10 protein-coding genes are annotated in these 12802 nt (G+C 68.5%); 9 read left to right on the top strand and 1 reads right to left on the bottom strand.

The window, feature by feature from the left end:
• The first annotated feature begins 7 nt into the window (after window positions 1–7).
• The 4 genes from KF889_26365 to KF889_26350 are packed head-to-tail and all read left to right on the top strand — an operon-like array spanning window position 8 to window position 4653.
• Window positions 8–1006: an RluA family pseudouridine synthase gene (locus tag KF889_26365; protein ID MBX3502985.1), complete on the top strand. Its 999-nt coding sequence runs from the start codon at window positions 8–10 to the stop codon at window positions 1004–1006.
• A 47-nt stretch (window positions 1007–1053) separates the two neighbouring features.
• A complete protein-coding gene (locus KF889_26360; GenBank protein MBX3502984.1) occupies window positions 1054–3132 on the top strand; it encodes an AsmA family protein in 2079 nt (692 codons plus the stop codon).
• The gene (locus KF889_26355; GenBank protein ID MBX3502983.1) at window positions 3129–3842 is read left to right on the top strand and encodes an ATPase; all 714 of its coding nucleotides are present in this window, start codon (window positions 3129–3131) and stop codon (window positions 3840–3842) included. Before KF889_26360 ends, KF889_26355 begins: the two co-directional genes overlap by 4 nt.
• Window positions 3826–4653: a glycoside hydrolase family 25 protein gene (locus KF889_26350; GenBank protein ID MBX3502982.1), complete on the top strand. Its 828-nt coding sequence runs from the start codon at window positions 3826–3828 to the stop codon at window positions 4651–4653. Before KF889_26355 ends, KF889_26350 begins: the two co-directional genes overlap by 17 nt.
• Before the next feature lie 2 nt (window positions 4654–4655).
• On the opposite strand, the gene KF889_26345 is transcribed toward KF889_26350, so the two are convergent.
• Window positions 4656–5840: a hypothetical protein gene (locus KF889_26345; protein MBX3502981.1), complete on the bottom strand. Its 1185-nt coding sequence runs from the start codon at window positions 5838–5840 to the stop codon at window positions 4656–4658.
• Window positions 5841–6006: 166 nt separating this feature from the next.
• On the opposite strand from KF889_26345, the gene KF889_26340 reads away from it, so the two are divergent.
• The 5 genes from KF889_26340 to KF889_26320 are packed head-to-tail and all read left to right on the top strand — an operon-like array spanning window position 6007 to window position 12790.
• A complete protein-coding gene (locus KF889_26340) occupies window positions 6007–7539 on the top strand; it encodes an acyl-CoA carboxylase subunit beta (protein ID MBX3502980.1) in 1533 nt (510 codons plus the stop codon).
• Window positions 7536–9623, top strand: coding sequence for a S9 family peptidase (locus tag KF889_26335; protein ID MBX3502979.1), 2088 nt, complete (start codon window positions 7536–7538; stop codon window positions 9621–9623). Before KF889_26340 ends, KF889_26335 begins: the two co-directional genes overlap by 4 nt.
• A gap of 11 nt (window positions 9624–9634) precedes the next feature.
• Window positions 9635–11695: an acetyl/propionyl/methylcrotonyl-CoA carboxylase subunit alpha gene (locus tag KF889_26330; GenBank protein MBX3502978.1), complete on the top strand. Its 2061-nt coding sequence runs from the start codon at window positions 9635–9637 to the stop codon at window positions 11693–11695.
• Between the two features lie 59 nt (window positions 11696–11754).
• Entirely contained in the window at window positions 11755–12507 is a 753-nt protein-coding gene (locus tag KF889_26325; protein MBX3502977.1) for a sulfite exporter TauE/SafE family protein, read from the top strand.
• Window positions 12508–12520: 13 nt separating this feature from the next.
• Window positions 12521–12790 carry an acylphosphatase gene (locus tag KF889_26320; GenBank protein ID MBX3502976.1) on the top strand — a complete coding sequence of 90 codons (270 nt, stop codon included), beginning with the start codon at window positions 12521–12523 and terminating at the stop codon, window positions 12788–12790.
• Window positions 12791–12802 lie beyond the last annotated feature (12 nt).

The following is a 12802-nucleotide window of genomic DNA, read 5'->3' as shown; positions in this document are numbered from 1 at the left end:
TCGCGCCATGAGCGACACAGGCGCGCCTGGCGTCCAGCAGGTCACGGTCGAGGCCGACGATGCCGAGATCCGCCTCGATCGCTGGTTCCGCCGCCATCATCCCGGACTGACCCATGGGCGGCTGGAGCAGTTGCTGCGCGGTGGCCAGATCCGTCTCGACGGCAAGCGCGCCAAGTCGGGCGACCGGGTGGCCGCCGGCCAGGTGATCCGCATCCCGCCTCTGGAAATCCAGCCCGCCGACGGGCAAAAGCGCGCCATCTCCGCGCCGCCGGGGCTGATCGAAGACCTCAAGTCCCGCATCGTCCATCGCGACCCGCTGGTCCTGGTCCTGAACAAGCCGCCCGGCCTGGCGGTTCAGGGTGGCAGCCGCACCTCGGTGCACGTCGACGGCATGCTCGATTCGCTCAAATTCGAGGCCACGGAGCGGCCGCGCCTGGTGCATCGTCTTGATCGCGACACCAGCGGCCTGCTGGTGCTCGGCCGCACCGCCGGGGCGGCCGCCAAGCTCGCGGAGTCGTTCCGCCGTCGCGACACCACCAAGCTCTATTGGGCCATCCTCGTCGGCGTGCCCAAGGCCGAGCGGGGCCGCATCGATCTGCCGCTGGCCAAGACCGCCGTGGGCCGCCGCGGTCGCGAGGCGATGGCGGTGGACCACGAGGAGGGCGACGATGCGATCACCGACTACGTGGTCGCCGACACCGTGGGCAAGCATGTCGCACTGGCGGTGCTGCGACCGCTGACCGGACGGACGCATCAACTGCGCGCCCATTGCGCGGCCTTGGGCACACCGATCCTCGGCGACGTCAAATACGGTCCACGACCGGGCACCGAGGGGCTGCCGTCGGAGGCTGAAGCGGGGCTGCACCTGCACGCCGCCCGCCTCGTCATGCCGCATCCGCGAAGCGGCCGGCTCGACCTCTTTGCCGAACCGCCGCCGCATTTTCGTCGTACTATGACTGCATTCGGGTTCTCCTCGCCGCGCGACGTGGCGCCGGGCACCCGCTAACCAAGAGACAAGCGCCGCCAGCCCCCGGCAGGCGCATCTGGCGCACGATGGGACGTCTCAGACGCTGGCTGATCTTCGCATGCGCGGGCCTTCTCCTGGCCCTGCTGGCGCCGGCTGGCCTCTATGTCTGGGCCAGTACGCGCGATCTGAGCCGCTACCAGAACCAGATCGTCGACCAGGTGCGCCGCGCCACGGGCCGTGAATTGGTGATCAGGGGACAGCTCCGCGTCAACTTCACCCTGTCGCCTTCCGCGGTGGCGGAGAACGTCACGGTATCGAACATGGAAGGCGGCAGCCGGCCGGAGATGGCGCGCATCAGCCGGCTGATTCTGCACCTCGATCCGGTCTCTCTGCTGCTGGGCGAGCTGCGCATAGGTCGCGTCGAGCTGGCCGGCGCCGATATTCTGGTGGAGCGCGATGCCAGTGGCCGCTCGAACCTGGAAATGACGCCACCGGTGGAAGGTTCGGGGCCGCATCCCAGCGAGCGCCGCTCGCTGCGCGTGCGTACGATCCCCACTCTTCCCTGGATCAATCGCATCGAGGCAAACAACTCGACGCTCACTCTGCGCGAGACCGCTGACCGCCAGACCCTGGTCGTGGCCATCGAGCGCTTCGCGGGCATGGCCTCGGCGACCAACTCGCCGTTCACCATCGACTTCGCCGGCAAGATCAATGGCGGTGAGCCGATCGTACTCGCCGGCCGTGCCGGCACCTTCGATGGCTGGATGCGGGGATTGCCCGGCGAGCTGAAGCTCGAGGGCACGTTCGGGGCGGGCCCCGTTTCCATCAGCGGATCCGCGACCAGCAAGGCGGTGGGCGTCAGCGGCTCGATCGAGGCCCGCTCGATGGCCGCGCTGGCGCCGCTGCTGGGGTTCCCGTTTCCGGAAACCGCGCCCGTTGCCCTGACCTTCAAGCTTTCCAATCCGCGCGCCGTTACAAAGGTCGAGATCGTCGAGCTGCGCATCGGCTCGAGCGTCGCCAAGGGAGACGTTACCCTGCGCAAGGACCGGCAGAATCGCCCGATGATTGCCCTCAACCTGGCCGCCGACAAGGTCGAGCTCGCCGATCTGCGCGCGCGGACGCCCCAGCCCATGGTCGCCCAGCCTGGCGTCAGCCCCGTCCTTCCACCGGGTGCGACGGTGCCCCCGCCACCCTCGGCGGATCAGCGAGTGATCCCGGCCGATCCCTATCCGTTTGAGATGATCCGGCGATGGAACGCATCGGTCAGCGTCAAGATCGCCGAGCTTGGCGGCATGTCGGTGAAGGTGCAGGATCTGTCGATTGCGCTGGCGCTCAGCAACGGCAAGCTGACGCTGCGCCCGGCGGCTACCATCGGCGGTGGCCAGGCGGGCTTCGACATCCAGATTGACGTCGCGCCGAACAATCCGGTCACCACGATCAATGCCTCCTCGTCGCGCGTGCCCCTCAATGAGATCCTCACCCTGCTGGGCTTCGGTACCGGCTTCAGCGATCTGGCGGTCGATATCGACCTTCGCCTGCGCGGCACCGGTCGTTCGCTGCGCGACGCAATGGGGGTGGCCTCCGGCAGTGTCGAGTTCGCGGCTTCGTCGGGCGTGATGGCGCCGGACGCGCTGCCCGTCTTCCCGCCGCAATGGTCGAAGCTGCTTGCCTTCGGCGAACCCGGCAACGGCCACATCAACTGCATTGGTGGCCGCATCGACATCAACAATGGCGTGGCCAGCATGCGCCGCTTCGCGCTCGATGCGCCGCGCTTCACCGCCGTTGGCGGCGGCTATCTGCACATGCGCAATGAGCAGCTCGAGGTCGTCCTGTGGTCGGAGCCGCGCGAGGTGGCGCTGATGCAGATCGCCGTGCCGTTGCGCATCAAGGGCAACCTCGCGCGCGTCTCCGGTAACGTAGATATGGGTGCCAACAAGCTGCCCGCCGGCGTGCCGCCGCAGGTGCGTATCCCAAGCCTGACCGCAGCGATTGCTGCGTCGGGCCGAAGACCGCCCGGTGACGCCGGCAGTGCTGCGTCGCCCAATGCCTGCGCCCGCGTCGCCGCGCGGATCGACGGCCTGAGGCCGTTGATGCGCCTGCAATTGCCGCAGCCACCGGCGATCCCGATCGATCGTCCACCGCGCCCGCCGCGTCGTCCGCGATGAAGCGATTCTACTCCACGGCCAGCGCGTCGGCAGTCGACGGTGGCTTCGACATACGCCTCGACGGCAAGCCGATCCGTGCACCCGGTGGCACGCCGATCGTCGTGCCGAAGCAGGATCTGGCGCGCGCCATCGCCGAGGAGTGGCAGGCGCAGCCCGCGGGAGGCGAGATCAAGCCCTTGCAGATGCCGCTGATGCGATTGGCGGCGACCGGGTTGGAGCGCGTGCCGGGGCAGCGCGACAAGGTCATTGCCGACACCACCAAGTACGCCGGTTCCGACCTGCTGTGCTATCGCGCCACCGACCCGGATTCGCTGGTGACTCGGCAGTGCAAGGTCTGGGATCCGCTGCTGTCATGGCTCGGTGAACGCCACGATGCACGGCTGGAGCCGGCGTCGGGCGTGATGCTGCGCACGCAGTCGCCTGATGCGATCGACTGCGTCCGCCAGGCGGTGGCCGCGCATGGCGACCTTGCGCTGGCGGCGCTCTACAACCTCACGACCTGGATGGGTTCGGTCGTGCTGGCGCTCGCCGTCTCGGACCGGCGCCTCGACGGCGCCGCGGCGTTCGAAGCCGCCGAGCTCGATGCCTTGTTCGAGATCGAGCGCTGGGGTGCCGATGCCGAAGCGACATCGCGTCATCAGCGCCTGCGCGCCGACATCCAGGCCGCTGCGCGTTTCCTCGAGTTGCTGGACGATGCGCGGTTGCGTTAGGGCCCTGGCGCTGGCCGTGGGCTTCCTCGCGCCGGGCGAGGCGCCGGCGCAGCAACTCACGACCAGCGTCATCGATCTGTCGAGCCACAACGAAGTGACGATCGACGCGCGCATGCGGACGCGGCATGCCGTGTCGATCATCATCCACCGCGCCACCATCGGGCTCGATGTCGGCAATTTCAGCGACGCCGACTTCCGCTTCGAGGAGCGGCTGGCGCAGGCGGCGGCGCACGGGCTCGGGCTCGGCGCCTACCACGTCGGCACCCGCACCGGCACCGGCAGTCAGCAGGCCGACGATTTCCTCAAGGTCGTGAAGGCGGCTTGCGAGCGCCTGCCGTCGGCCAGTCGGCGCATTCTGCTGGCCGTCGACTGGGAGCCCACCAGCAGCGACCCGGACAATTTCATGCCTGCCGTCGAGCTGGGCGGCTTCATCCGCCGCGTCATCGCGCGCACCGGCAGGCCCATCCTGGTCTACAGCTACGAGAACTTCCTGAAGGATCGACGGGGCGACATCGCCGAGCGGCCGGGTCTCTGGGAGTTGCTTGGCAGCCAGCCGCTTTGGATCGCCAGCCTGCGGGCCGAGGGCGGCGGCCTGCTGCGTGACGGTTCGGGTCCGCGGCTCGACGGTCTGCCGTGGCGCAGCTTCGCGCTGTGGCAGTACACCGACGGTGATCGCTCGGCGACCGCGCTGCTGCCGGAATCGCGCATCGACGGCAAGCCGATCGACCGCAATGCGTTCAATGGCAGCCGCTCGGCGCTCGACGCCTTCATGCGCGCGCACGTCTGGAACTGCGTCTACCGGGCGCGCTGACCTCAGATCCAGCCCAGGACTATGGCGGCGCCAAGCGCCATCACGATGAAGATGATCAGTGTCTGGGTCCATCCCGCCTGTCGTGCGGGCAGGGCGACCGCTTCGCCCTGCGGCGACTGCCGCGCCGTGCCGCGCCCGACCATGTTCTGCAGGGCGGCGATCGCCAGCCCGACGACCAGGATGTCGGCCGGTACGCCGGCGCCGTAGGTCGCCGATATCATGATCAGCACCACGGCCACGCCGGTCAGCGGTCCGGTGAAGGCCGCGACGACGATGTAGGCGATGAAGGTCCCGGCCAGCATCATCGCCGGCGTCACGCCCGCCAGCGCCCGCTTGCCGTCGACGATCCAGGGCACCGCCGTGATCAGGAAGCTCATGAGATTGAGCGCCGCGAGCGCCAGGACAATGGCGCCAAGCTCGCCCGCGGCACGCTCGAGCCAAGCGCGGCGCCGTTCGGGGCTCGCGCCGACAAGACCAGTGGCGCCGACCACGATGGCGGCCGTCGCCAGCAGCGCCGTCAGCTCGCCGGGCGTGAGCAGGCCGGGATGCAGGATCAGCCCGAATGCCGAGACGCTGACGGCGGCGATCGGCCAGACCGCCAGTGCCGGGCGGCGACCGAGGATCGCGGCCGGCAGCAGGGCGGCGGCGCACAGCAGCAGGAACAGCATCGCGGTGAGCGCCGCGCCGACGATGCTGACCTCGAGGGTCAGCGCCATGGCACCCAGCATGATCAGCGGCGCCGCCAGCAGCGCACCGGCGCTCGGCGCCAGACGCCCGGCGATCGCCGCCATGCCGCTCAGCATCAGCAGAACCGGCATGGCGCCGAGTTGCCCGCCCATGTCCAACCCCTGCCGCAGCACGATCATCTGCAGCATCGGCAGGTCGCCATGCAGGCCGATCACGACAAGCGACAGAATGATGATCACGACGGAGACCAGCGCGCCCGCGCCGGCGAACAGCTTTGGCCGTGCCTGGTCGGATCGGTCAGCCGCGATGCGGATTTGCAGCGGCAGGCCGACCAGTGCACCGGCAACAAGCAGGGATGCGACCGTCTGTGCCAGCCACGGCGGTTCGGAAAGCGGGGTCATCGCCGCGTAGCGCAGAAAGATGGCGGACAGGTCGGTGCCCATCCGCAGGGCGGCACCGAGGGCGAACAACAGGGCAGCGATGAGCGCAAGAACGTGCATGTCGGGTAGCATGCCACAGCGGGCAGGCGGGCGTCCGCAGGGCGGTCGCGCGCGGCTGGCGCTTCGCGGAAGGCGGTGCTATGGGCAGGCGTTTTTCGTCGGGCGGCCAATGGCATAGCGTGTGCCTTGGGTGACCTGCGCAAGGCCGAAGGATCGGGGATCGCTCATGCTGGAAAACCTCCAGGTGCTCGAGAAGAAGCGGGCCGCGGCGCGCTTGGGCGGCGGTGAGCGCCGCATCGAGGCGCAGCACGCCAAGGGCAAGCTGACGGCGCGCGAGCGGCTGGAGGTCCTGCTCGACGAGGGCTCCTTCGAGGAGTTCGACATGTTCGTCGAGCACGACAGTACCGATTTCGGCATGGCCGAGAACCGCATCCCCGGCGACGGCGTGATCACCGGCCACGGCAAGATCAATGGCCGGCCGGTGATGGTGTTCAGCCAGGACTTCACGGTGTTCGGTGGCGCGCTGTCGGCCGCCCATGCCGGCAAGATCTGCAAGGTCATGGACACGGCGATGAAGAACGGCCTGCCGGTGATCGGGCTCAATGATTCCGGCGGCGCGCGCATCCAGGAGGGCGTCGACTCGCTGGCGGGCTATGCCGATGTGTTCCAGCGCAACGTCATGGCCTCGGGCGTCATTCCGCAGATTTCGGTGGTGATGGGCCCGTGCGCCGGCGGCGCGGTCTATTCGCCGGCCATGACCGACTTCATCTTCATGGTGAAGGACAGCTCCTACATGTTCGTCACCGGCCCCGACGTGGTGAAGACCGTGACGCACGAGACGGTGACCCAGGAGGAGCTGGGCGGCGCGATCACCCACACCACGAAATCCGGCGTCGCCGACCTCGCCTTCGAGAACGACATCGAGACGTTGCTGCAGCTGCGCCGCTTCTACGACTTCCTGCCGCTGAACAACCGCGAGAAGGCGCCGCACCGGCCGACCGCGGACGATTCGATGCGCGACGATCCCTCGCTCGACACGCTGGTGCCGGCCAACCCGAACAAGCCCTACGACATCAAGGAGCTGATCCTGAAGGTCTGCGACGAGGGCGACTTCTTCGAGCTGCAGGCCGACTACGCCGGCAACATCGTCATCGGCCTGGGGCGCATGAACGGCGACACGGTCGGCTTCGTCGCCAACCAGCCGATGGTGTTGGCCGGCTGCCTCGACATCGATTCCTCGAAGAAGGCCGCCCGCTTCGTGCGCTTCTGCGACGCCTTCAACATCCCGATCGTCACCTTCGTCGACGTGCCGGGCTTCCTGCCGGGCACGGCGCAGGAATTCGGCGGCATCATCAAGCACGGCGCCAAGCTTCTGTACGCCTACGCCGAGGCCACGGTGCCGAAGGTCACGGTGATCACGCGCAAGGCCTATGGCGGCGCCTACGACGTCATGGCGTCCAAGCATTTGCGTGGCGACATGAACTACGCCTGGCCGGGCGCCGAGATCGCGGTCATGGGCGCCAAGGGCGCAGTCGAGATCATCTTCCGTTCCGACATCGGCGATGCCGCCAAGCTCGCTGCGCGCGAGAAGGAGTACCGCGAGAAGTTCGCCAATCCTTTCGTGGCGGCCAATCGCGGCTTCATCGACGACGTCATCATGCCGCACGGCACGCGCCGCCGTGTGTGCCGGGCGCTGGAGCTGCTTAAGAGCAAGAAGCTCGACAACCCCTGGCGCAAGCACGGCAACATCCCGCTGTGAAGACCTTTCGCCAGTCCGCCTTCGCGCCGCCGCCGCTGGCGGCACGCGTGCGGCATCGCCACGCCGACGGGCGCGACGATCCATGGCACTGGCTGCGCGATCCCGGCTACCCCGACGTCAAGGACGAGCGGGTGCTGTCCTATCTGCGCGCCGAGAACGCTTACTGCGACACGGTGCTGGGCGGCGCGGGCGACATCCGGCCGGCGCTGCTGGAGGAATTCAAGGCGCTGGTGATCCCCGACGACAGCGCGCCGCAGGAGTGGCTGCACGGCCGCTGGTACGGCCACCGCTTCGTGCCGGGCAAGGAGTATCCGCTGTGGTATCGCCGTGCGACGCCCGGCGATCCCGAGCAGGTCTTCCTCGACGCCAATGTCGAGGGGGCAGGGCAGTCGTTCTATGCCGTTCGCGACTGGGCGGTCTCGCCCGATCATCGCTGGCTGGCCATCCTCGACGATCGTGATGGTTCGGAACGCCTGCGGCTGCGGATCCGCGATCTCGACACGGGAATCGATGCCGAGACCTTGAAGGTCGAGTGCTCGCCGGGCCTTGGCTGGTCGAGCGATTCGCGCTCGCTCTTCTACATCCGCCAGGACGAAAAGCAGCGGCCGCGCTGGCTGCACCGCCACGAGCGCGGGGCGACGGACGAGGATCCGATCATCTACGAGGAAGCGGATCCAACCTTCTTCCTTGGCATCGGCGAGAGCGCGTCCGGCCGATTCCTGATGATCGAATCGGCGGCCAAGAACAGCAGCGAGACGCGGCTGATTCCGCTCGACGATCCGACGCGGCCGCCGCGCCTGATCCTGCCGCGCCGCGCCGATCACGAATACGACGTTGCGGATCGCGGCGAGGAGCTGCTGATCCGCACCAACGACAGGCACCTGAACTTCCGCATCGTTCGTGCGCCGCTGTCCGAGCCTATCGAGGCCAACTGGCGCGAGGTCGTACCGCCCTCCGACGACGTCTTCATCGCCGGGCATGGCGCGGCGCGCGATTTCTGGTGGATGGTCGAGCGCGCCGAGGGCCTCAAGCGCGTGCGCGTCGTGCCCGGCGGGCACGACAGCGCCGCCGGCGGCCGCGTGGTGACGTTCCCCGATCCGGCCTTCACGGTTTCGGCGATGGGCGGCCATCAATGGGATCGGCCGACTCTGCGCCTGGTCTACGAATCGCCGGCGCGGCCCCGCACCTGGTACGACTATCACGTCGCGGCCTCGCGCCTCGACGTCGTGCAGGAGACCCGGGTTCCGGGCCACGACCCGTCGGCCTATGTCGTCGAGCGCCTGTGGGCGACGGCGAAGGACGGCGTGAAGGTGCCGATTTCGCTCGTGCGCCACCGCGATACGCCGCAGCACGGCGAGGCGCCGCTGCTGCTGTATGGCTACGGCTCCTACGGCGCCTCGATGGACGCCGGCTTCTCGGCCAACCGCATTCCCTTCCTGCGCCGCGGCATGGCCTGGGCGATCGCCCATATCAGGGGCGGGCAGGAGATGGGGCGCGCCTGGTACGAGACCGGCAAGCTGCTGAACAAGCGCAACACCTTCGACGACTTCATCGCCTGCGCCGAATACCTGGTCGAGAACAGGCGCACCGCGTCCGGCCGTATCGCGGCGATGGGCGGCAGCGCGGGCGGCATGCTGATGGGCGCCGTGGCCAACATGCGGCCCGATCTCTTCGGCGCGGTGCTGGCGATGGTGCCCTTCGTCGACGTGCTGTCGACCATGCTCGATGCGACCCTGCCGCTGACGCCGCCCGAATTCGTCGAGTGGGGCAATCCGGCCGAGCCGGAATTCTATGACTACATGAAGACCTACAGCCCCTACGACAACGTCGAGGCGCAGGCCTATCCGCCGACGCTGGTGTCGGCAGGGTTGCACGATCCTCGCGTGACGTACTGGGAACCGGCGAAATGGGTGGCCAAGCTGCGCGCCACCAAGGCCGACGACAACGTGCTGCTGTTGCACACCGAGATGGAGGCCGGCCATGGCGGCGCCTCCGGTCGCTACAAGATCCTGATCGAGGTCGCCGAGCGCCTGGCCTTCGTGGTGCGCGCGCTCGACCTGCCCGTTCAGCCCAATCCGGTTTGATGGAGAGCTTGATGGCCGCCAGCAAGAAGGCCGCGAAGGGCGTTGCCGCCCCGGATGCGAGTGCGACACCGGCGGCACGCAAGGCGGCGGCGAGCCGGCCGACCGAGCCGCCCTTCGACAAGATCCTGATCGCCAATCGCGGCGAGATCGCCTGCCGCGTGATCCGCTCCTGCAGGGCGCTGGGCATCAAGTCGGTGGCGGTATACTCCGAGGCCGACGCCGACGCGCTGCACGTGCGCGAGGCCGACGAGGCGGTGTTCATCGGCCCGCCGCCCTCGGCGCAGAGCTATCTTGTGGTCGATCGCATCGTCGAGGCCTGCAGGAAGACCGGCGCGCAGGCGGTGCATCCGGGCTACGGCTTTCTCTCGGAGAAGCAGGAATTCCAGGCGGCGCTGGAGAAGGCCGGCATCACCTTCATCGGCCCGGATGCGCACGCCATCCACGCCATGGGCGACAAGATCGAATCGAAGATCTTGGCGAAGAAGGCCGGCGTCAGCACCGTGCCCGGCCACCTCGAGGCGATCCCCAATGCCGACGAGGCGGTGAAGATCGCCCAGTCGATCGGCTATCCGGTGATGATCAAGGCCTCGGCCGGCGGCGGCGGCAAGGGCATGCGGCTGGCATGGAACGATGCCGAGGCCAGGGAAGGCTTCGTCTCGGCCACCAACGAGGCCAAGGCGAGCTTCGCCGACGATCGCGTGTTCGTGGAGAAGTATGTCGAGGAGCCGCGCCACATCGAGATCCAGGTGCTGGCCGATGAACACGGCAACTGCGTCTATCTCGGCGAGCGCGAATGCTCGATCCAGCGCCGCCACCAGAAGGTGATCGAGGAGGCGCCGAGCCCCTTCCTCGACGAGAAGACGCGCAAGGCGATGGGCGAGCAGGCGGTCGCGCTGGCCCAAGCGGTGAACTACAAGTCGGCCGGCACGGTCGAGTTCATCGTCGACAGGAACCGCAAGTTCTACTTCCTGGAGATGAACACGCGCCTGCAGGTCGAGCATCCGGTGACCGAGATGGTGACCGGCCTGGATCTCGTCGAGCTGATGATCCGCGTCGCGGCGGGCGAGAAGCTGCCGTTCACGCAGAAGGACGTCGAGCTCAGGGGATGGGCGGTCGAAGCGCGCGTCTATGCCGAGGATCCGTTCCGCGGCTTCCTGCCCTCGACCGGGCGCCTGGTCCGCTATTCGCCGCCGCCGGCCGCCGCCGATGTGCGCGTCGACACCGGCGTGTACGAGGGCGGCGAGATCAGCATGTTCTACGATCCGATGATCGCCAAGCTGGTGACCTACGGCGCCACGCGCGACGAGGCCTCGGATCGCATGCTGCAGGCGATCGACGAATATTACGTGCGCGGACTCAATCACAACATGAGCTTCCTCGCCGCGCTGGTCGGTCATCCGCGCTTCCGCGCCGGCAAGCTCACCACCAACTTCATCGCCGAGGAATTCAAGGGCGGCTTCACCACGGCGCATCTGCCGCCCAGGGATCCTGCGATCCTGATCGCCGTCGCCGCGACCATCGATCGGATCACCAGCGCACGCCACGGCGGCCCGGCGGCCGGTTCGGTCGTGGTGGTGCTGAACGGCGTGCACCACGACGCCTCGGTGTCGATCGAGGAACTGTTCGGCAGTATCGAGGTCACGGTCGGGCAACGCGAGATGAAGGTCGCGACGCGCTGGTCCCCCGGCCAGCCGCTGTTCGACGCCATGATCGATGCCACGCGCGTGGTGGCGCAAGTCGACACAAGGGGCGCCGGCTACACGCTGTTCCACGCCGGCGGCCAGGCGGACGTGCTGGTGCTCAGCCCGCGCCGCGCCGAGCTCCTAAAGCTGATGCCGACGAAGGCCGCGCCCGATACCTCGAAGTTCCTGCTCTCGCCGATGCCCGGCCTGCTGGTCTCGGTCGAGGTCGCCGAGGGCCAGGAGATCAAGGCCGGCGAGGCGCTGGCCAAGGTCGAGGCGATGAAGATGGAGAACGTGCTGCGCGCCACGCGCGACGGCACCATCGCCAAGCTGCACGCCCAGCCCGGCGAAAGCCTGCGCGTCGACCAGAAGATCCTCGAGTTCGCGTAGTGGGACCGCCGGCGTCCCGCCGGCCTCCTGCCTTGAGCCGGCGGTCCCAGGAAGACTAGATGTCTCCAACCGATCTCGCCGTATTCCTCGCCGGGGCCTTCGTCGCCGCCTTCGTCTCCGGCTTGTCGGGATTTGCCTACGCGCTGGTGTCGATCGCCTTCTGGGTGTGGCTGTTCCCGCTTTCGGAGCTGACGCCCCTGGTGCTGTTCGGCGCCGTGGTGTCGCAGTGCGTCGCCGTGCCCACGGTGTGGCGCACGGTCGATTGGCCGACGCTGTTTCCCATGCTCGGCGCCTCGCTGGTCTGTCTGCCGCTCGGCGTCTGGCTGATCGCCCACACCGACCTCGACCTGTTCCGGCTCAGCTTCGGCCTGCTGCTGATCGCCTATGCGCTGTTCCAGCTGGCGATGGGCACGCGCCTGCGCGTCGAGGGCGGCGGCAAGCTGGCCGATGCCGCGATCGGCGCCGTGGGCGGCGTGATGGGCGGGCTGGCCGGGCTGACCGGCGCGGTGCCGGCGGTATGGGGCGTGCTGCGCGGCTGGGACAAGCAGCGCCACCGCGGCCTGATGACCATCCTGAACTCGGCCAGCCAGATCGTAGCGCTGGGGATGGTGGCCTGGGCCGGCTACATCGGCTCCACCACGCTGTGGCGCTGGGCCTGGATGCTGCCCTGCCTGATCGCCGGCGCCTGGATCGGCACCATCGCCACGCGACACATTCCGCCGGCCTCGTTCCGCATCGTCGTGCTCGGCCTGTTGCTGGCCTCCGGCGTGGTGCTTACGCTGCAGAACGGCTGGCGCGCGATCGCCGGCTGACCGGAGGGGCGGCATGAAGAGGCTGCGCATCCGCGGCCGCGTGCAGGGCGTCGGCTTCCGTTACTGGGCGGTCGGCCAGGCGCGGGCGCTCGGCCTGAAGGGCTGGGTGCGCAACCGCAGCGACGGCTCGGTCGAAGCCGTCGCAACCGGCCCGCAGGATGCGCTGAACCTTTTCATCCTCGCCTGCCGCCGGGGCCCGCGTGCGGCGCGGGTCGATTCGGTGGATGTCGAGGACGCCGTCGAGACGGTAGGCCCCGGCTTTGGAGAAATCGCCACGCTCTGAGCAGGAGGACGG

The organism is Alphaproteobacteria bacterium, from assembly GCA_019635875.1.
GTDB lineage: Bacteria > Pseudomonadota > Alphaproteobacteria > Reyranellales > Reyranellaceae > JAFAZJ01.
This window is presented reverse-complemented; position numbering and strand designations above follow the sequence as displayed.

What these genes read in the sequence shown, in the direction of transcription:
- KF889_26365 (MBX3502985.1), top strand. Translation starts at nt 8, where the DNA reads ATGAGCGACACAGGCGCGCCTGGCGTCCAGCAGGTCACGGTCGAGGCC.
- KF889_26360 (MBX3502984.1), top strand. Translation starts at nt 1,054, where the DNA reads ATGGGACGTCTCAGACGCTGGCTGATCTTCGCATGCGCGGGCCTTCTC.
- KF889_26355 (MBX3502983.1), top strand. Translation starts at nt 3,129, where the DNA reads ATGAAGCGATTCTACTCCACGGCCAGCGCGTCGGCAGTCGACGGTGGC.
- KF889_26350 (MBX3502982.1), top strand. Translation starts at nt 3,826, where the DNA reads ATGCGCGGTTGCGTTAGGGCCCTGGCGCTGGCCGTGGGCTTCCTCGCG.
- KF889_26345 (MBX3502981.1), bottom strand. Translation starts at nt 5,840, where the DNA reads ATGCACGTTCTTGCGCTCATCGCTGCCCTGTTGTTCGCCCTCGGTGCC.
- KF889_26340 (MBX3502980.1), top strand. Translation starts at nt 6,007, where the DNA reads ATGCTGGAAAACCTCCAGGTGCTCGAGAAGAAGCGGGCCGCGGCGCGC.
- KF889_26330 (MBX3502978.1), top strand. Translation starts at nt 9,635, where the DNA reads ATGGCCGCCAGCAAGAAGGCCGCGAAGGGCGTTGCCGCCCCGGATGCG.
- KF889_26325 (MBX3502977.1), top strand. Translation starts at nt 11,755, where the DNA reads ATGTCTCCAACCGATCTCGCCGTATTCCTCGCCGGGGCCTTCGTCGCC.
- KF889_26320 (MBX3502976.1), top strand. Translation starts at nt 12,521, where the DNA reads ATGAAGAGGCTGCGCATCCGCGGCCGCGTGCAGGGCGTCGGCTTCCGT.